This is a genomic window from Streptomyces sp. NPDC050564 (assembly GCF_044457265.1).
In the GTDB taxonomy this organism is placed as follows: domain Bacteria; phylum Actinomycetota; class Actinomycetes; order Streptomycetales; family Streptomycetaceae; genus Streptomyces.
Genome location: NZ_JBITGS010000025.1, coordinates 159885 through 177487, shown reverse-complemented (window position 1 = coordinate 177487; position 17603 = coordinate 159885). Strand labels below are relative to the sequence as shown.

13 protein-coding genes are annotated in these 17603 nt (G+C 70.2%); 9 read left to right on the top strand and 4 right to left on the bottom strand.

Features of this window, described 5'->3' with window-relative positions:
* The 3 genes from ACIBK0_RS34085 to ACIBK0_RS34075 form a co-directional block, all read left to right on the top strand.
* Positions 1 to 1962 (top strand): condensation domain-containing protein (locus tag ACIBK0_RS34085; protein ID WP_399088366.1); only part of this gene is annotated, 1962 nt, incomplete at its 5' end.
* Entirely contained in the window at positions 1959 to 4826 is a 2868-nt protein-coding gene (locus ACIBK0_RS34080) for an amino acid adenylation domain-containing protein (protein ID WP_399088364.1), read from the top strand. The genes ACIBK0_RS34085 and ACIBK0_RS34080, both read left to right, overlap by 4 nt.
* Positions 4827 to 4935: 109 nt before the next feature.
* On the top strand, positions 4936 to 6786 hold the full coding sequence (locus ACIBK0_RS34075) for a BTAD domain-containing putative transcriptional regulator (RefSeq protein ID WP_399088362.1): 1851 nt from the start codon (positions 4936 to 4938) through the stop codon (positions 6784 to 6786).
* Positions 6787 to 6886: 100 nt separating this feature from the next.
* Here ACIBK0_RS34075 and ACIBK0_RS34070 read toward each other — a convergent pair whose 3' ends face one another.
* The 3 genes from ACIBK0_RS34070 to ACIBK0_RS34060 all read right to left on the bottom strand — a co-directional run bounded on the left by ACIBK0_RS34070 (position 6887) and on the right by ACIBK0_RS34060 (position 10932).
* Positions 6887 to 7045, bottom strand: a complete 159-nt coding sequence (locus ACIBK0_RS34070; RefSeq protein WP_399088360.1) for a hypothetical protein — start codon at positions 7043 to 7045, stop codon at positions 6887 to 6889.
* A gap of 162 nt (positions 7046 to 7207) precedes the next feature.
* Positions 7208 to 10216 (bottom strand): BTAD domain-containing putative transcriptional regulator, encoded by a 3009-nt coding sequence (locus ACIBK0_RS34065; protein ID WP_399088384.1) that lies wholly within the window; start codon positions 10214 to 10216, stop codon positions 7208 to 7210.
* Between the two features lie 329 nt (positions 10217 to 10545).
* Positions 10546 to 10932, bottom strand: coding sequence for a VOC family protein (locus ACIBK0_RS34060; RefSeq protein WP_399088358.1), 387 nt, complete (start codon positions 10930 to 10932; stop codon positions 10546 to 10548).
* A gap of 70 nt (positions 10933 to 11002) precedes the next feature.
* On the opposite strand from ACIBK0_RS34060, the gene ACIBK0_RS34055 reads away from it, so the two are divergent.
* The gene (locus tag ACIBK0_RS34055; protein ID WP_399088356.1) at positions 11003 to 11545 is read left to right on the top strand and encodes a GNAT family N-acetyltransferase; all 543 of its coding nucleotides are present in this window, start codon (positions 11003 to 11005) and stop codon (positions 11543 to 11545) included.
* 3 nt (positions 11546 to 11548) lie between these two features.
* Here the strand turns inward: ACIBK0_RS34055 and ACIBK0_RS34050 are convergent, their stop codons facing one another.
* Complete coding sequence (locus ACIBK0_RS34050; protein ID WP_399088354.1) at positions 11549 to 12232, bottom strand: glycerophosphodiester phosphodiesterase; 684 nt, start codon at positions 12230 to 12232, stop codon at positions 11549 to 11551.
* 297 nt (positions 12233 to 12529) lie between these two features.
* Between ACIBK0_RS34050 and ACIBK0_RS34045 the strand changes: the two genes are divergently transcribed.
* From ACIBK0_RS34045 to ACIBK0_RS34025, 5 genes are all read left to right on the top strand, one after another.
* On the top strand, positions 12530 to 13597 hold the full coding sequence (locus tag ACIBK0_RS34045; protein WP_399088352.1) for an alpha/beta hydrolase: 1068 nt from the start codon (positions 12530 to 12532) through the stop codon (positions 13595 to 13597).
* A gap of 81 nt (positions 13598 to 13678) precedes the next feature.
* Positions 13679 to 15076 (top strand): DUF6421 family protein, encoded by a 1398-nt coding sequence (locus ACIBK0_RS34040; protein WP_399088350.1) that lies wholly within the window; start codon positions 13679 to 13681, stop codon positions 15074 to 15076.
* A gap of 35 nt (positions 15077 to 15111) precedes the next feature.
* Positions 15112 to 15858, top strand: coding sequence for an SDR family NAD(P)-dependent oxidoreductase (locus ACIBK0_RS34035; protein WP_189184614.1), 747 nt, complete (start codon positions 15112 to 15114; stop codon positions 15856 to 15858).
* The gene (locus tag ACIBK0_RS34030; protein WP_399088347.1) at positions 15855 to 16928 is read left to right on the top strand and encodes a threonine aldolase family protein; all 1074 of its coding nucleotides are present in this window, start codon (positions 15855 to 15857) and stop codon (positions 16926 to 16928) included. The genes ACIBK0_RS34035 and ACIBK0_RS34030 overlap by 4 nt, the downstream gene beginning before the upstream one ends.
* Positions 16929 to 17008: 80 nt before the next feature.
* The gene (locus ACIBK0_RS34025; RefSeq protein WP_399088345.1) at positions 17009 to 17602 is read left to right on the top strand and encodes a transglutaminase domain-containing protein; all 594 of its coding nucleotides are present in this window, start codon (positions 17009 to 17011) and stop codon (positions 17600 to 17602) included.
* Position 17603: the final 1 nt, after the last annotated feature.

Sequence of the window (17603 nt, the reverse complement as noted above, 5' to 3'; positions counted from 1 at the left end):
CTGGGCCGTATCGACGACCAGGTGAAGGTGCGCGGCTACCGCATCGAACTCGGTGAGATCCGGGCCGCGTTGATCGCCCACCCGAAGGTCTCCGAAGCGGCCGTGACCGTCACCGACGACCAGCGACTGGTCGCCTACGTCGTCGGTGGGGACCCGGACGCCCTGGGGGAGTGGCTGAACGGCACGCTTCCCGAGTACATGGTCCCTTCCCTCTTCATCGAGCTAGACAGGATCCCGCTGACGGCGAACGGCAAGCTGGACCGGCGTGCCCTGCCGGACGCGGAGGCCACGACTGCGGACACATACATCGCGCCCCGCTCCGAGACGGAGGAGAAGATCGCCGGGATCTGGGGCCAGGTGCTGGGTCTGGACAAGGTCGGCGTCGAGGACAACTTCTTCGATCTCGGCGGCCACTCCATCAAGGCGATCGCCCTGGTCGGTGCCCTGCGCGCCGAAGGCTTCGAGGCAGCGGTCAGTGATGTGTTCCGCCACCGGACCGTGGCAGGACTCGCGGCGGCGCTCGGCACCGACGGCGGCACGGAAGAGGTGGACCGGTCGGTACCTACAGCCGTGGCACCCTTCGCGCTGGTCTCGGCACATGTCCGGGACTCGCTGCCCGAGGACGTCGTCGACGCGTACCCCCTCTCGCAGGTCCAGCTCGGCATGGTGCTCGAAATGCTGGCCGACGACGGCCTGAACAAGTACCACAACACGTCGACGTTCCGGATCAAGGACGGCCGGCCCTTCGACCAGGACGCGTTGGCCCGTGCCGCGCGCACGGTCGTGGAGCGACACGAGATGCTGCGTACCTCCATCGAGCTGGAGGACTACGAGGTGCCGCTGCAGCTCGTGCACGCGACGGCCGACGCCCCCGTCGTCGTGCGGGATCTGCGGGGCAGCTCCGCCGAGGAGTTCGAGGAGGCGCGGCGGGCCCACATCGCACGCGAGCGCGGCGACCTGTTCGATCTCAAGCAGGCACCGCTGCTGCGGATCTCCGCGCTCGTCGAGTCGGACGAGGCCTGGCACCTCGGATTCACGCACTGCCACGCCATCACCGAGGGCTGGAGTCAACAGTCCCTGCTGATGGAGGTGCTGGGGCTCTACCACGCCTGGGCGGCGGGGGAGGAGCCCGAGACGCCGGAGCCCGCGCCCGTGCGATACGCGGACTTCATCGCGGCCGAACTCGCCTCGCTCGACTCCGAGAAGGACCGCGCGTACTGGCGGCGGATCGTCGAGCAACACGCTCCCTGGGGCCTGCCGTCGGACTGGGGTACCGGGCCGGGATCACCCCGTGAGGACTTCAAGCTGTCGGTGGAGTTCCGCGACATCGAACCCGCGCTGCGAGCGCTGGCCGCCGAGACCGGAACCTCCTTCAAGGCGGTGCTGTTGGCCGCGCATCTGAAGGTGCTGAGCACCCTCACCCATGAAGAGGCCTTCCACACGGGCGTCTTGTACAGCGCGCGGCCCGAGGTGCCGGGCGTCGAGCGGGTGTACGGCATGTACCTCAACACGCTGCCGTTCGCCCATCGGCGGGGCGCCCGCACCTGGGGCGAACTCGTCCGACAGGTCTTCGACCGCGAGGCAGAGGTGTACGGGCACCGGCGCCATCCGCTGCCCGCCGTGCAGCGGCTCGCGGGCGGCCGCCGGCTGTTCGACGTCATGTTCCGCTACCAGGACTTCCACCAGGTCGATACCGGCACGGTCGACGTACAGGCGGGGGCGGGCGACAGCTCGAACGAGTTCACGCTGTCCCTCGCCAATGTGCCGGGACGGCTCGTGCTGCGCGCGATCAGCACCGGACTGAGCCGGGCCAACGCCGAGCGGCTCGCCGGACTGTACCGGGCCGTGCTGGAAGCCATGGCCGCGGGCCCGGACGGCGACGCGCAGGCGACGGTCGTCACGGAGGCGGAGCGCACGCAGATCCTCCAGGACTGGAACGACACCGAGGTGGAGTGGGAATGAGCAATCCCCGACCGGGAACGAGCCGACCCCGACAAGGACCGCGCCGCGTCCACGAGGTGTTCGCGGACACCGCTGCCGCCCGTCCGGACGCCGTGGCCGTCGAGGCGGAGGACGGGTCACTGACGTACGGCGAACTCGACCGGCAGGCCAACCGCGTCGCGCACCGGCTGCGTGCCGCGGGCGTCGGACCCGAGTCGGTGGTCGGCGTGCTGCTGCGCCGCCGCCGCGGCCTGCTGCCCGTGATGCTCGGCATCTGGAAGGCCGGCGGCTCCCACCTTCCACTGGACCCGGCGCTGCCGCGCGAACGGCTCGGCTACATGCTGAGCACGGCGGGCGCCCGGCTGGTGGTGACGGAGACGGAGCTGGCGGACCGGATAGGGGGCGGTGCCGACGGCGAACGTCCGCGTGGGCAACGCCAGGGCGACTACGACGGCGTACTCCTCGACGTGGAACGCGAGCGGGACGCGATCGCTCGGCAGCCCGACTCCGCGCCGGACCTCGGTGCGCCGGACGGGCTGCAGCACAGTCTCGCGTACACCCTCTTCACCTCCGGCTCCACCGGCCGCCCCAAGGGTGTCCAGATCGCGCACCGCTCGCTGCTGAACCTGCTGTTCTCGATGCGGGAGCGGTTCGGGGCCGGGCCCGACCACACTTGGTTGGCGGCCACCTCGCTGTCGTTCGACATCTCTGCCGCAGAGCTGTACCTGCCGCTGGTCACCGGTGGCAGGGTCGTGCTCGCCGGTGACGAGCAGACGGGTGATTCCGGGGCCCTGCTGGGGCTGGTCGACGGCCGTGGCGTCACCCATGTCCAGGCCACCCCGGCCGGGTGGAAGCTGCTGCGGGCGGCGGGGTTCGAGCACCGCCCGGTCACCGCGATCACCACCGGCGAGGCATGTCCGCCGCCCCTCGCCCGGGAGTTGCACGGACACGTGGACCGGCTCGTCGACCTGTACGGGCCGACGGAGACGACCATCTGGGCCACCGGCTGGGAGGTCGAGGCCGACGTGGAGACCGTGCCGATCGGTCGGCCGATCCACAACCTGCGGGCCTATGTGCTCGATCCGGCGCTGCAGCCCGTCCCCGTGGGTGTGGTCGGCGAACTGTATCTGGGCGGCGCCGGTGTGGCCCGCGGCTATGTGGGGCGCCCCGCGCTCACGGCGGATCGGTTCCTGCCCGAGCCGTTCGGCGGGGCGCCCGGCTCTCGCATGTACCGGACCGGCGACCTTGCCCGCTACCGCGCGGACGGTGAACTGGAGTACCTGGGCCGCGAGGACCACCAGGTCAAGATCCGCGGTTATCGCATCGAACTGGGCGAGATCGAGGAGCGGTTGCTGAGCCGGGAGGGGGTGCGGGACGCCGTCGTCGTGGTCCTCGAGGACGCCGGAGGGGAGAAGTGGCTCGCCGCGTACGTCGCGGTGGACCGCGCTTCGGGCCCGGACCAGGAGGCCTTGCGCGCCGGCCTCGCGGCGGAACTGCCCGCGTACATGGTGCCCGCCGCCTTCGTCCTGCTCGACGAACTGCCGCTCAGTGCGGCCGGAAAGATCGACCGTAAGGCCCTCCCCGCCCCCGGTCGGTCCGCGTTGATCGCCGACCGGGCGTATGTGGCGCCCCGCACACCGACCGAACAGCTCCTGGCGGACGTCTGTACCGAGGTGCTGGGCGTCCCGGACGTGGGCGTCCGGGACCGGCTGGCCGATCTCGGGGCCGACTCCATGCGGATCGTCCACGTCCTCGCGGCGGCTCGCCGCGCCGGCCTTGGCATCACCCTGCGCATGCTCCTGGACAACGGCACGATCGAGGACCTCGCGAGGGCCCTCGACGCAACGGGAACGACCACACCCACGGGAAAGACGACGACGATGACAACAGTCGCCACCGACCCCCTCTCCCCGGCCGAAATCGACCGGGTGATGGCGGAGCACCGGATTCCGGGCGCCGCCATCGCCCTCCTGCGGGACGGCGAACCCGTCGGCGTGCACGCCCACGGTGTCCGCTCCGCCGAGACGGGCGCGCCGGTGACCCTGCGCACCCGGTTCCAGGCAGGCTCGATCAGCAAGCACCTCACGGCGTACGCCGCACTGCGGCTCGTCGACCGCGGCGTCCTCGACCTCGACGCGGACCTGGACGGCCTCCTCATCGGCCGTACGCTGCCCAGGGCGGCCGGCGGACGGCCCGTCACGCTGCGCCAGTGCCTGACCAACACCTCGGGTCTCGCGGGCACTCAGGCCACCTGGTGGCATCCCGACGAAGTCATGCCGGACCTCTCCGGCATCCTGGACGAGATCCGGGCGGAACACGAGCCGGGCTCCCTGTTCCGCAAGGACGGCGCCCAGTGGGCGGTCGTGGAACAGCTCCTGACCGACCTCACGGGGCAGGACTTCGACAAGGCCGTCCAGGAGCTGGTGTTCGAGCCGCTGGGCATGCGGGACAGCGGCTTCGGGGCACCCGGCGCACCCGACGCCGCCGCCGGACACGACCAGCACGGACGCGAACTGTCCGGCGGCCACCGGGTACGTCCGGTGCGGGCGGGCAGCGGTCTGTGGTCCACGCCCGCCGACCTGGCCGTCTTCGCCGGGGCGCTGCGCCGCGCCCACCAGGGCCTGTCCGAACTGTTGTCCGCGCGGCTTGCGGGCGTCATGCTCACGGAGGCGTTTCCCGGCAGTTTCTACGGTCTGGGCACGGTGGTGGACGGCACGCCGGGGGAGCCCGAGTTCGGCCACGGCGGACAGACCGCCGGCTTCCGCGCCCTCACCTCGGTGCGGCTGCGGTCGGGCGCTGGTTGTGTGGTGATGACGAATTCGGACAACGGCAAGGCGCTCCACCGGGCCGTCGCCGCAGCGCTCGGAAGGATCATTTCCGCCTAGCGCAAGGCACCGACCGGCCAAAGAAGGCAACGGATAACGCAGGAATAACGGTCCTTCATAGTTTCTCCACCGAGCCAAGTTCCGCAGATGTCAGAACGGGGGGTGCCGAATGGACTTCCAAGTCCTCGGCCCGGTGGAAGCCCGCAAGGGTGGCGAAAGAATCGCACTGTCCGGATCCAAGGTGCACACGGTCCTCGCGAGCCTGCTGCTCGCCCGGGGGCGTGTCGTGTCCGACGAACGATTGAGCTCCATGCTGTGGGGGTGGGAGCCGCCCGCCACGGCCGGAGCGCAGATCTACACTTACATGTCGCGCCTGCGCAAACTGCTGGGCGACGAAGTCGAGATCGACCGGCGGCCGCCGGGTTACGTCCTGCGGGCGCCGCACAGCACGGTCGACCTCCTGGAGTTCGAGCAGCTGGACCGCGAGGGGCGCACGGCGCTGGGCCGCGGGCGCCATCTGGAGGCCAGCAGCCGACTCAGCCGGGCGCTCGGCCTGTGGCGGGGTGCCGCGCTCGGCAATGTGACGGAGTATCTGGCGGGCGCCGAGCTGGCCCGCCTCGAAGAGCTGCGGCTGCACGCCCTGGAAAGCCGGGTGGAGGCAGACCTCGAGCTGGGCCGGCACGAGCAGCTGACCGCCGAACTGACCGGTCTGGTAGCCGAGTTCCCGCTGCGCGAGAAGCTGCGCGCCCAGCTCATGACGGCCTTCTACCGCTGCGGCCAGCAGGCCGACGCGCTGCACACGTATCACGAGGGCCGCAAAGTGCTCGACGAGCAGCTGGGCATCGAGCCCGGCGAAGCCCTCGGCGCCACCTACCAGGCCGTCCTCGTGGGCAGCCTCGGCGCCAAGAAGGGAGCCCCGGCCCGTACGGTGGTCTCCGCGTCGTACGGCGACGGCGATCCGCGCGACCCCTACGAGCCGCGTCCGGAGACGCTGCCTCCGGATATCGAGGACTTCATCGGGCGTGAGGAGGAACTGGCCGCGCTGTGCGGTCAGTTGGCCGAATCACGCAAGGGCGGCGGGCCCCGCGCCCTGCTGGTGACCGGTATGGCGGGAGTCGGCAAGACCGCCCTCGCGGTACGGGCCGCGCACCGCAGTGCCGCGCACTTCCCCGACGGCCAGCTCTTCGCCGAACTGGCCCACCCGGACGGCCGCCCCAAGAAGCTGGGCGAGGTCCTGACGGTACTGCTGCGCGCCCTGGGCGCACCGGTGGACGGCACGAGGCGCACCGCCGACCTCGACGAACTGATCCGCCGCTACCGCACCCGCACGGCGGGCAGGCGGCTGCTCGTGGTCCTCGACGGCGCCGTCGACAGCCGCGAGCTGGACCTGCTGCTGCCGGGATCCGCCGCGGCCGCCGTCCTCATCACCGGACGGGCGAGGCTGACCCGGGTGGCCCAGGCGCGGACCACCGTTCTCACCCCGTTCGAGCGGGAGAACTCGTACGAGTTGCTGGCGGCCGGAGTCGGGCGCCGGCGGCTGCTCGCCGAGCCCGACGCCACGAACGAGGTGCTCGCCCACTGCGGAGGGCTGCCGCTCGCGGTGCGCATCGCGGGCAGCCGACTGGCCGCGCGCTCGCACTGGCCGGTCTCCTGGCTGGCGTCCCGGCTCGCCGACCCCGAGCAGCGGTTGCGCGAACTCTCCTACGGAGGGCTGGAGTTGCGTCGGGCGCTGCTCCCGTCGCTGCGGCAGCTGCCCAGACAGGCCGGGCGTACGCTCGTCCGCCTGGCGGGGATCGGCACGGAGCCGTTCCCCGCTCAGCGGGCTGCCCGGCATCTTGCCGAGCCCGAGTCCGCGGCGGAGGAGAGCCTGGAGCACCTGGTGGACGCGGCACTGCTCGACATCTGTGGCGTCGACCGCCTCGGCCGGCCGCTGTACCGCTTCCACGAACTGGTGCTTCTCTTCGCGGAATCCCTCGCGAGTGCACATCGCGAACGGGAGCGGTCCACCGCCGCGCACTGATGACAGCGTTGCCAACGGTTCGATATCCGGCCTGAATCGGGCCGACGCAGGTCCGGCTCCGCAGCTGCGGAGCCGGACCGGTCAGCCGACGGCGGGTATCTCAGTGCCAGTCCTCTTCGTCGGGGCCGACGACCGTCGTGCTGGCCGGGCCGGCTCCGGTGGAGGCGGTGGCCAGGGAACCTGCCGCGCCGAGCGCGCAGAGCGCGATGATCCAGACCATGACTATCTGCCTGGCCGTCGTGCTCCAGATGTTCTGCATTGCGACTCCCGAGTCTCTTGCCGTAGCGGGTGCGGGTGAGGGGAAAGCGCCCGGCGCCGCCCCCTTCGTTCGCAATCGAAACTAGAGACATGCGGCTTCGGGCCACTATCGATCCGCCTTCGTCCCGCACTCCGCCGTCGGCCGGACCTACCGCCGGTCCCCTCAGCGGCGTCGCCCCGAGGTCGCGGCCGCGGCCCGAGCCGTGCTCGCACGATCCGGTGACCCGCCCGCGGTGGACGTCTGCGCCGTCGGAAGCGCCGGAGCCCTGTCGGAGCCCAGCGCGTCGAGGGCACGGTCGACCCGCTCCAGCCAGTGCTTCACATCGATACGGGCGAAGCAGTCCCGCGCCTCGGTCAGATACCCCAGCGCGTGGGCACGGTGACCGCACTTCCCACAGGCCTCGCCCAGCACCAGCTTGATCTTCCCCTCCACCAGCGGATTGCTGACCTGGTTCGCCGCGTCGAGGGCCTGCGTCAACGTCACCCGGGCCTGCTCCGGGCGGCCCGCGCCGAGCCGTACCTCCCCGAGCGCCAGCAGTCCGTGCGCGAGACCCAGCATGTCGGCGTTGTCCTGCACGATCCGCACCATGCGCAGCAAGGCCTCCTCGGCCTGCGCGAAACGGCCCTGAGCCAACAGCACCCGACCCAGCCGATGGGTGGCGAGCGCGACACTGCGCGAGCCGCCGTCACCGATGGCCTCGGCGACCCGGACGGACTCCCGGCCCAGCTCGGCCGCGCGGTCGACATCACCGCGGTCCAGCTCGATCTGCGCCATGTTGTTGAGCACATGGGCCTCCGAGGAGAGGTCACCCACCTCGCGGAAGACCTCGAGTGCCTCGGTACTGCGGCGCATCGCTCTCGTCAGCTCGCCGCGCATCTCGTCGATCATCGCCATACTGCGCAGCACCAGCGCCCGCCCGTGCCGTTCCCCGGCCCGCGTGTGCAGCGCCAGCGCGGCGGCGAAGCACTCCTCGGCCTCCGGGAAGCGGCGCAGCCGCATCTCCAGCGCGCCCAGGATGTGCAGCATCGCGCCTTGCCCCCGGACGTTCCCGGCGGCCCGCGTCGCGGCGAGGGCGCGCTCCGCGCAGGCACGCCAGTCGTCGGTGTGGTCACGGGTCTCGAAGAGCACCACCGTGGACATGGTGAGATCCCAGGCCAGTTCGTCCAGGCCGAGCTCCGCCGCCTGCTCCACCACCGCGGACAGGGTGAGCCGCTCCGACTCCAGCCACTTGAGCGGCCGGGCCGCGAGATCGACGGCCACGTCGTCGGGCAGCGGGCGGCGCGCGGTGGTGCCGTGCAGGACGCTGAAGTCACCTCCGTAGAAACGCCGGTGGGCCAGTTCCGCCAGGGACAGCGCGCTGCGGAAGACCCGCTCGCGGGCGGTCCGCCGCTCCTGTTCGGGCTCCTCGTCGTGGGCGCGCTCGTGGGCGTACAGCCGCAACAGGTTCTGGAAGCGGTAGCGCGGCCGGCCCAGGGCGTCGGCGCCGGTCACGTCCAGGAACTGGGCGTCGACCAGCTGTTCCAGGAGCCGCTCCGCCGTCGCGGGATCCGCGTCGACGAGCGCGGCGCCCAGCCACGGCGCGAAGTCCGGTACCTCCAGGAGTCCGAGGAGCCGGTAGAGCCGGGCCGCCTCGTCGCTCAGGCACCGATAGCTCAGTGCGAAGCCCGCTCTGACCTGTGATTCGCCCTCGCTCAGCTCGTCCAGCCGACGGCGCTCGTCGCTGAGCAGCGAGACGAGCCGCGCCACCGTCCAGTGCGGCTTGGCGGCGAGTCGCGCTCCGGCGATCCTGAGGGCCAGCGGCAGCCGGTCGCACAGTTCCGCGACCCGGGCGACGGACGCGGGATCGTCGGCGACGCGCTGCTCACCGACGATGCGGCCGAGCAGCTCCACCGCCTCGGGCCCGGTCAGCCGGCCCAGCTGCACCCGGCACTGCGGCGGCCAGGCGACCAGCTCGGTGAGCTGCTCCCGGCTGGTGATCAGCACACCGCAACCCGGGCTGCTGGGCAACAGCGGCACGATGTGCGGGTACGAATGCACGTTGTCGAGCACCACGAGCACCCGCCGCTCGGCGAGGATGCTGCGATACAGCGAGGCCCGCTCCTCGAGACCGACCGGGATCCGGTCACCCGGTACGCCGAGCGAGCGCAGGAACCGGCCGAGGACTTCACCGACCGGGGCCGGTTCGTGATTCTCGTCGTAACCACGAAGGTCGGCGAAGAGGTGTCCGTCGGGGAAGTGCTCGGCGACGCGGTGCGCCCAGTGCACGGCCAGGCAGGTCTTGCCGAGTCCGCCGACCCCGGTGATGAGCCCGGCCGTCGGCCCGCGCACCTCGTCGGTGCGCTCCAACAGGGCGTCCAACAGTGCCATTTCCCGTACGCGGCCGGTGAACCCCGGTACGTCCGGCGGCAGTTCGAAGGGCCTGCTCACCAGATCCCGCGACTGTTCGTGCTCCGCGGCGGACGGCCCCCGCTCGCCCGCTGCCAAGGACACGTCGTCGTGCAGGATCGCGTCGTGCAATTCGCGTAGAGCCGGGCCCGGTTCGAGGCCGAGCTCATTGATGAACAGGCGGCGCCCGAGGCGGAACGTTTCCATGGCCTCGGCACGGCGGCCGGAACGGTACTGCGCGGTGATCAGATGGTGCCGGGTGCGCTCACGCATGGGGTGTGCGCGCACCGTGGCGTCGAGTTCCGGAATGATTCTCTGGTGATGGCCGAGTTCCAGCTCGACGGCGATCGCGTCGTCATACGTGTTGAGACGTAACTCCTCCAGACGCCGCGCCTCGTCCTCGACCGCCGCCCCGGTCACCCCCGCCAGCGCGGGACCGTGCCAGAGCCGCAGCGCCTCGGAGTAGTGCTGGGCGGCATCGGGCAGCCGCTTCTCCTGCACGGCACGCTCGGCGCTGGAGACGAGCACCGAGAATTCGAGGCTGTCCAGCAGATGTCCACTGGCGCGCAGCAGATATCCCGGATGGGCCGTGACGATGACTTCCTCGGCGATTCCAGCTTTCCTGAATGATTTGCGCAACGCGGCTATGCAAATCGATACCTGTGTACGTGCCGTGGCGGGCGGTTGGTCTCCCCAGACCGCGTCGACCAGCTTGTCGACCGATACGGTCCTCTCCGGATTCAGCAACAAGAGTGCCAAAATGGTCCGGTGGCGCGGCCCGCCCACCTTCACCTGTCCATCGTCCGCGAGCACGCTCAGCGGACCAAGAATCTTGAAGCGCAACGGCTTCTCCACTTGCCCTCCCCTGCTCCGAAGTCCCTGCCGGAGCTCGCGGGTGCCCCGTGACGGGCCATGGTTGATCCATTCTATGCACCACTGGATGTGGAATTGTTAATTCCAGCGGAAGGGCTGGATTTGGTTGTTTCTGAATACGCGTCAGTAAGGTTGATGTTGAGTTAAGGATTTTGTTTGCGGATCAATAATCCCGGCGAATGCCGATTCCTGAACAAGGCTCAGCTTTTCCTGAACAGAGTTCAATACTTTTGGCGGCGCCCTCAGGGGCGGTAGCGCAGGGGATGTTCCCGGGGGATCTCCACGATCACGATCTCGGTCCCGTCCGGGTCCGCGATCCACATCTCGATCAGCCCCCACGGCTCCTGCACCGGCGGTCGCAGTACCTCGACGCCGGCGGCCGTCAGCTCCTCGTGCGCCGCCGTCACGTCCACGACCTGGAGCCACAGCTTGAGCGCGGGGGAGGGCGGCGCCTCGGAGCGGCCCGCGACCTCCAGGAAGCCGCCGCCGAGGAAGTACACGGTCCCGCGCTCGGGGCCCGTGCCGAACTCGCGGTAGACGGCGAGGCCCAGCTGCTCGCCGTAGAAGGTCCGGGACCGCTCCGGGTCGGTGGGGCGCAGGAGGGTCCGGCTGCTCAGTACATGCACCATGCAGCCGGAGCCTAGGGGAGGGTTACGCTCTTCGGTGCCCGAGCCGCGCCACCGAACGGAGAAACGCTCCATGGACACCGCCGCTTCCACCGGACTGGCCTTCCGCGACGCCACCGACGCCGATGTGGACGCTCTGGTCGCGTTGATCGAGTCGGCGTACCGCGGAGACTCCAGCCGGACCGGCTGGACCACGGAGGCGGACATCCTCCAAGGGCAGCGGACCGACCCCGAAGGCGTACTGGCCGTCATCAAGTCGCCCGACAGCCGGCTGCTGACGGTGGAGCGGGACGGCGCGGTCGTCGCCTGCTGCCAGCTCGAGCACCGCGGCGACCACGCCTACTTCGGCATGTTCGCGGTCAGCCCGGCGCTGCAGGGTGAGGGTCTCGGCAAGGTGATCCTCGCGGAGGCGGAGCGGCATGCGCGGGATGCCTGGGGTGTCGTGGAGATGCACATGACCGTGATCTCCGTACGCGAGGACCTCATCGCCTGGTACGAGCGGCGCGGCTACCGCCGTACGGGAAAGATGACGCCCTTCCCGTACGGCGACGAGCGCTTCGGCATTCCGCAGCGCGACGACCTGCAGTTCGAGCTGCTGGTCAAGCCGCTGGCGTGACGTTCACGCGGTGAAGCGGCCGGTGCGCTTGATCTCGGGATAGTCGGTGGTCGCGCCGTCCAGCTCCAGGGCGCGCACCAGCCGCAGCTGGTCCTGGGTGTTCACCACCCAGCCGATGATCCGCAGGTCGGCCTTGCGGGCGGCCTCGACGATCTCCAGGGTCAGCCGGCGGATGTTGAGGCAGACGGTCTCGGCGCCGGCCTCCGTGGCGCGCTCCACGACATCGATGCCATAGCGGCTCGCGATGAGCGCGGTGCGGACGCCCGGCACGAGGCGGGCGATCTCCGCGATCGCCTCGTCGTGGAACGACGACACCTCGACCCGCCCGACCAGGTCCCGCCGGTGCATGACCTCGGACAGCGCCCTGGCCGCCGCAAGGTCCTTGATCTCGGCCTGCAGCGGCGTCCTGACGGCGTCCAGGACCTCCTCGAAGACGGGCACGCGCTCACCGTGTCCCGCGTCCAGCGCGCGCAGCTCGGCGAGCGTCTTCTCCGCGATCGGCCCCGAGCCGTCGGTCGTGCGGTCCACTTCGGCGTCGTGCATGACGACGAGAGCGCCGTCCTTGCTCAGATGCAGATCGAGTTCGATCAGGTCGAGGCCCGCATGCTGGGCGGCGATGAAGGAACGGAGGGTGTTTTCGGGTTCGACACCCATCACTCCGCGATGACCGATGGTGAGGAAGTTCAAGATTCGACTCGCTTCCGTCGACGGCGGCTCGGCTCGCGCGTGGAACCGACGGCGGCGCCCACGCGGCAAGGCCGCAGCCTAATGGCCCCGCTGTGTGATGTACCCGTTCGTACGCGGGGCAATGGCGGCGCCTGGCAGGGAAGATCCACGTCGGGCCGCCGGGACGGGTCACTCCGGGGTGGGCGAGTCCCGTGGCGGTTGACCGGCGGCCGCCGCCCTTGCCACTTGCGGGACTGACGGTTAGTCATGTCTCTGCCCCGGCAAGTGAGTTCCGACCACTGTGGAGAGGTGCCAAAGATGCCCAGCGAACCGGCGCCCGACGTCCTCGCCCTCATCGACGCCATCCGGGTCCACTTCCCGGATCTGGGGGGCACCGTCACCGACGCGGCCGAGGCCCGCCGCATCCTCGCCGCAGCGCCCGCGTGGCCCTTCGAGCCCCCGACCGTGGGCTCGGTCGAGAACCGGGAGATACCAGGGCCGAAGGGGGCGCCGGAGATCCCCGTGCGGATCTATCGGCCGCAGCCGCGGCCGCAGGCGATGCAGGAGGCGAATCCGCGGTGGACGTCGGAGCCGCAGCCGACGCCGGAGCGGCATTTGGATCCGGTCCGGCTACCCGCGCCGCGCCCCGCGGTCGTCTTCTTCCACGGCGGCGGATGGGTCATCGGCGGCCTGGACACCCACGACCCCATCGCGCGCGCCCTGTGCCGGGACGCCGGTGCGGTCGTCGTCTCGGTCGACTACCGGCTCGCGCCACAGGCCCGCTTCCCCGCGGCCGTCGACGACGCGTACGCCGCGCTGTGCTGGGCCGCGGAGCACGTCGGGGAACTGGGCGGGGCTCCGGGCGCGTTGGTGGTCGCGGGCGACAGCGCGGGCGGGAACCTGGCGGCCGTCGCCGCACTGATCGCCCGCGACCGGGGCGGACCGGAGCTCGCCCTCCAGGTGCTCATCTATCCCGCGACCGACGTACGGCCACGGGACGACACCTCCCGGTCGGACGGTGCGGGGTACTTCCTCACCCCGGCCCACGGCCGCTGGTTCGTCGAGCAGTACTTCGGGCCCGACGGCGACCGGTCGCACCCGCACGCCTCCCCTCTGCTGGCCGATCCGCACGGCCTGCCGCCGGCCCACATCGTCACCGCGGGCTTCGATCTCCTCCGCGCCGAAGGTCTTGCGTACGCGGCAAAACTGCGTAAGTCGGGCATATCGGTCACCGAAGATCATTATCCGGGCATGTTCCACGGATTCTTCGGCTTCCCCGAGCTTCTCGCGGATGCCCGCGCCGCCCAGCGACGCGTAGCGGAAGTAATCGCCTTCGCGGTGTCCGACAGGAAAAAGAGCGGTGAAGGCGGGGGGTGCACAGGATAATCTCCAGAGTCTCCACTTGCGGGAAGGAACCTCGGCTACATACGGTGTCCATACGCGAGGTTCTCCTGTGGAGGATGGGACATGACGGAAATTCTTGTGCAGATGGGTACGGAGGAGCGGGTTCCTCCCGTGGCCAGGGTGGTGGAGCACCCGGCATGGCCCGTGCTCAAGGATGCCGTGGAGGAGATCCGGCCCTGGCAGTCCAAGGACGGCTCCATCGACTTCCAGGCCGAAGGTGCCCCTGACGCGTCCGACGCCGATCTGGCCGTACGCCGTGCCATAGGCGCCATCGAGCAGCTCGCCGCGCTGCTGCCGCACGACGCGGACTATCACGAGGCGGTCGTGAAGGATCTGCGGCGCTGGGCCGACGGCGGCTTCCAGGTGCCCGACTTCCTCGACTCGCTGCTGGCCTTCCAGCCCGCCGCGCACCGCGAGGACGGTCTCCAGCACCTGGTCGTCTTCCCGATGTACACACAGAACGGCAACCTGAACCGCAACTTCGAAGCGGTCGTCCTGCGCATGGTGTGGCCGGACTGGCTGGCCGAACTGGAGCGCACGCGCTACGACAATCCGCTTTTCTGCGGCATCAGTTTCGAGGACTTCACCGCCGGCTACGACACGAATTCGGCCGTTCTCTTCCCCGAGACCATCGCCGTGCGCGAGGCACCCGAGCGCTTCTCCTGGGGCGGCATCTTCTGCGACCGCGAGGCCGCCCGGTTCCGCGCCGTCACCGACGCGGCCGTGGGCATCCTGGGCCTGGAGCTGCCCGAGGACATCGCCGCCATGGTCCACGACCAGGAGCGCTGCGAGCAGGCCTTCGTGCTGTGGGACATGGTCCACGACCGCACCCACAGCCGCGGCGACCTGCCGTTCGACCCGTTCATGATCAAGCAGCGCCAGCCCTTCTGGATGTACGGCCTGGAGGAGCTGCGCTGCGACCTCACCGCCTTCAAGGAGGCCGTGAAGCTGGAGGCCGACGGCTTCCCGCAGGGCCGTGACGTGCAGTACGCGGTGCTCTTCGACCGGATGTTCCGCTTTCCCGTCACCGGCGAGCGCGTCCGCAACTACGACGGCCTCGGCGGTCAGCTGCTCTTCGCGTACCTGCACAAGCACGACGTCGTCCGTTGGACCGACAACAAACTGCACATCGACTGGCAGCGCGCCCCGCAGGTCACCAACCAGCTCTGCGCCGAGATCGAGGACCTCTACCGGGCCGGCATCGACCGCCCCAAGCTCGTCCACTGGTTCAAGGCGTACGAGCTGGTCTCCACCTACCTCGCCCCGCACCCCGGCTCCCGCTGGGCCAAGGGTCCGGACGCTCTCGACCTGACCCAACCGCCGCGTAAGCTCGTGGACGACGTGCTTCCGGACGAGTTTCCGCTGAGCATGTTCTATGAGGCGCTCTCCAAGAAGCTGAAGAACGTGATCGCCTCCACCAAGGGCATCACCGCGGCGAGCGCCGAGCGGGCCGCCGCGTGAGCGCCCGCGTCCAGGACGCTCAGGAGGCGAAGAAGATGGGGAACGGAGCTCTCAGCGGTGCGGTGATCGCGGTGGCCGGCGCGGGTGGACCCGCCGGGCGCGCGACGCTGGCCCGGCTTGCCGACGCGGGTGCGATCGTCGTCGGCTCGGACAATGACCCCGAGCGGCTCGCGGAGGCCGTGGACGCGGCCCGCTACGGGCACGGCGGCGCCACCGTCGTCGGGGACACGGTCGACCTGCTCGACCTGGACTCGACCCGCGACTGGGCCACCCGCATCGAGAAGGACTTCGGCCGGGTCGACGGCCTGGTCCACCTCGTCGGTGGCTGGCGCGGCAGTGAGACGTTCACCAAGACCAGCCTCGACGACTGGGACTTCCTGGAGCTGCTGCTCATCCGCACGGTGCAGCACACCTCCCTCGCGTTCCACGAAGCGCTCCAGCGCAGCGACCGCGGCCGGTACCTCCTGATCAGCGCGGCGGGCGCGAGCAAGCCCACCGCGGGTAACGCCGCCTACGCCGCCGCCAAGGCCGCCGCCGAGGCGTGGACGCTGGCCATGGCCGACTTCTTCCGCAAGGCCGGGGGTGCCGAGGGGCCGACATCGGCGGCTGCGATCCTGGTGGTCAAGGCACTGGTGCACGACGCGATGCGCGCCGAGCGCCCGAACGCGAAGTTCGCGGGCTTCACGGACGTCAAGGATCTGGCCGAGGCCATCGCCGGCGTCTGGGAGAAGTCCGCCGCAGAAGTGAACGGAAACCGTCTGTGGCTCACCGAGACGCCGTGAACCCTCCCAAGACCGACGCCCGACGTCACCACGACCCGGCCGTCCGCGGTTTCGCCAGCGACAACTACGCGGGGGCCCACCCGGAGGTGCTGGCGGCCCTCGCGCTGGCCAACGGCGGCCATCAGGTCGCGTACGGCGAGGACGATTACACGGAGAACCTGCAGGGGATCATCCGCAGTCACTTCGGTGCCACCGCGGAGGCCTTCCCGGTCTTCAACGGCACCGGCGCGAACGTGGTCGCGCTCCAGGCGGTCACCGACCGCTGGGGCGCGGTGATCTGTGCGGAGAGCGCGCACATCAACGTCGACGAGGGCGGCGCCCCCGAGCGCATGGGCGGCCTCAAGCTGCTGACGGTGCCCACGCCCGACGGAAAGCTCACCCCCGAGCTGATCGACCGGCAGGCGTACGGCTGGGACGACGAGCACCGGGCGATGCCGCAGGTCGTCTCGATCACCCAGAGCACCGAGCTGGGCACCCTCTACACGCCCGACGAGATCCGCGCGATCTGCGACCGTGCCCACGCGCACGGCATGAAGGTGCACCTGGACGGGTCCCGGATATCCAACGCGGCCGCCTCTCTTGACGTCCCGATGCGGACGTTCACCAACGCGGTCGGCGTCGACATCCTGTCGCTGGGCGGGACGAAGAACGGCGCGCTGTTCGGCGAGGCCGTCGTCGTGCTCAACCAGGACGCCGTCAGCCATATGAAGCATCTGCGCAAGCTGTCGATGCAGCTCGCCTCCAAGATGCGCTTCGTCTCCGTACAGCTGGAGGCGCTGCTCTCCAAGGACCTGTGGCTGCGCAACGCCCGGCACTCGAACGAGATGGCCCAGCGGCTGGCCGAGGGCGTGCGCGCGGTGCACGGGGTGGAGATCCTCTACCCGGTCCAGGCCAACGCGGTCTTCGCGCGGCTGCCGCACGACGTGAGTGAGCGCCTGCAGAAGCGCTACCGCTTCTACTTCTGGGACGAGTCCGCGGGCGACGTCCGCTGGATGTGCTCCTTCGACACGACCGAGGACGATGTCGACGGGTTCGTGGCGGCTCTCAAGGAGGAGATGGCCCACCACTAGCCCGGGCAGGGATGCATAGATATACGGTCGGTCGAAAAGTCATTGACTGTCGGTCGGCCGTATTCCTATGCTCTGCGGGCATGGAGCTCATCCAGGAAACCTCTGACCTGTCCGCCTACTTGGCTGCCGACGAGGTCATTGACCATCACCATCCGGTCGTCCGTGAGGTGGCCGCACGCCTCGCCAAGGGTGTCGCCGACTCGTATGCCTATGCGCAGGCCGCGTACGAGTTCGCGCGTGACACCATTCCGCACTCACAGGACGTCGGTGACCTGCGCGTCACCTGGCGCGCCTCCGATGTCCTGGAGCGGCGTACCGGCATCTGTCACGCCAAGGCGCACGCCCTGGCCGCGCTGCTGCGGGCGGAGGACATCCCGACCGCCCTGTGCTACCAGTCGCTGCTGCACGACGACGGGAGCGGGCATGCCGTGCACGGCCTGGTGGCTGTCCGGTTCAACGGGGCCTGGCATCGGCAGGACTGCCGGGGGAACAAGCCCGGCGTCGACGCGCAGTTCTCGCTCGACGGCGAGCGGCTGGCCTGGATTCCCGACCGGGAGTCCAGTGAGGTGGACTACCCGGTACTGTACGCTGAACCTCATCCGGCCGTTCTGCGCGCCCTCAAGGAGGCCCCGGACCGGCCTTCCCTGGGGCGGACGCTTCCCACCGCACTCTGAG